Raw genomic sequence first — 1,488 nt, 5'->3', positions numbered from 1 at the left:
GCAACCGTAACAGGTTGCTATCTGCATCCCATTATACACGTCATGAGCCAAATGATACTATTCACATATAAAAAGCCTAATAATCTATTCTTTGGAATAGAAAATAATTTGTATTTTAAAGAATATGCAAAAGTTCTTTTTCATACAAATTGTACTGATGGGATATATACTATTCCCAATTTTGATAGTCTGTGTGTCTGTGCGCAGAAAAGTATAGGTAATGGAATATCTATCAACCAAACAGAATTATTCAAAGTTCTTCAATGGATTCAAAATGAAGAAATATATATGTGGTATGGAGCAGAGTGTGATGATTTGGATTGTATTGAAAATTTTGAAACATTAATCAATGCTATAAGTAATGGATTATTAACTTCCTCTGGGGAACTATATATCCATTATAAGAAATCTAATAAAAAATAACGTGTATAACAAGCGTATCAATCGCTCTTGAAAGGGCGACTATCCGTCAAACATTATCAACAATTAAACAGAAACGCAATGACAAAAGAAGAAGCATATATTTTATTAAGTTTTCATTCTTGTAGAAACAATGATATAGAAAATGAGAAATGGGAAAATGGCTTTCTTGGCTTACTTCGTCCATTTCGAGGAAAACTATATGAGTGTAATTTTATGGAGATAATGGAATGTCTTAAAGTTCTTGCGGATGATTTTATGAAGCCGACAATCAATCAAACCCTAATAAGTGATGTGTATAGCATTATACATTTAGGCAGGAGATGGATTGTCGGGGCTAATTTTGTCTCACAAGAACAGCAAAAGCAAATTATTGAATGGATTGATATAATACAAGATTGTTTCTACTACCTGTTAGAAGGAGATGTTGATACTGCGTTTCTTGAATATGAAGAATATAAAATTGATAACAAGGAAAGCTAACTCCTAAACGGCGTTCCTTTCCAACCCATTAGCAATAAAGTTAAACAAATAAAATATCATCAAATCATGCTAAGTAATAAAGTGATAGACTATTTGAATAAACAAGGTGTATATTCGGAAAAAGAAGATAAAGCATATAAAAAGGCTTTGATAGATTTAGGAATTGATTTAAGTAGTGATTTTGCATTCTTTTGTCTTCATACAACGGAAACAAGTTTTAAAGGGCGAGTTGGTAGTATAGATAATATATGTTGGTTTCTTGTATATTCAACTTATGCTCAAAGAGCAGAAACTTTGCAGAATAATTTGGAACTACCGAAAGAATATCTTCCTTTAGATAGTTTTGAGGCGGAAGGCGGTTTTTTCTATAACCGTAATACAGGAGAAGTTCTCGAAATTGAATTGGGAGAAAAACTAATCAATTTTCAGAATGGAAAGTTGTCTCCACAATGGAAAGACTTCAATTCTTTTTTAGAATGCTATTTGGGATTATAATAAGTTATTGCTAACAAGCGAATGAACCACCCTAACGATCAGTTATTCACAACCCATTATCCGCAATAGTAAAACAATTAAAAATTAAAA

At 31.4% G+C, this 1,488-nt stretch carries 3 protein-coding genes; all 3 read left to right on the top strand.

The window, feature by feature from the left end:
• A partial coding sequence (locus tag HMPREF9446_RS12890) for a hypothetical protein (RefSeq protein WP_009126120.1) occupies positions 1 to 423 on the top strand: 423 nt, incomplete at its 5' end.
• Between the two features lie 78 nt (positions 424 to 501).
• Positions 502 to 903 carry a hypothetical protein gene (locus HMPREF9446_RS12885; RefSeq protein WP_009126119.1) on the top strand — a complete coding sequence of 134 codons (402 nt, stop codon included), beginning with the start codon at positions 502 to 504 and terminating at the stop codon, positions 901 to 903.
• Between the two features lie 66 nt (positions 904 to 969).
• On the top strand, positions 970 to 1,398 hold the full coding sequence (locus tag HMPREF9446_RS12880) for a hypothetical protein (RefSeq protein ID WP_009126118.1): 429 nt from the start codon (positions 970 to 972) through the stop codon (positions 1,396 to 1,398).
• The last annotated feature ends 90 nt before the right edge of the window (positions 1,399 to 1,488 follow it).

Origin of the sequence: Bacteroides fluxus YIT 12057 (assembly GCF_000195635.1) — a bacterium.
Taxonomy (GTDB): domain Bacteria; phylum Bacteroidota; class Bacteroidia; order Bacteroidales; family Bacteroidaceae; genus Bacteroides; species Bacteroides fluxus.
The sequence above is the reverse complement of the archived record's forward strand: the minus strand, read 5'-3'. Positions and strand labels throughout refer to the sequence as shown.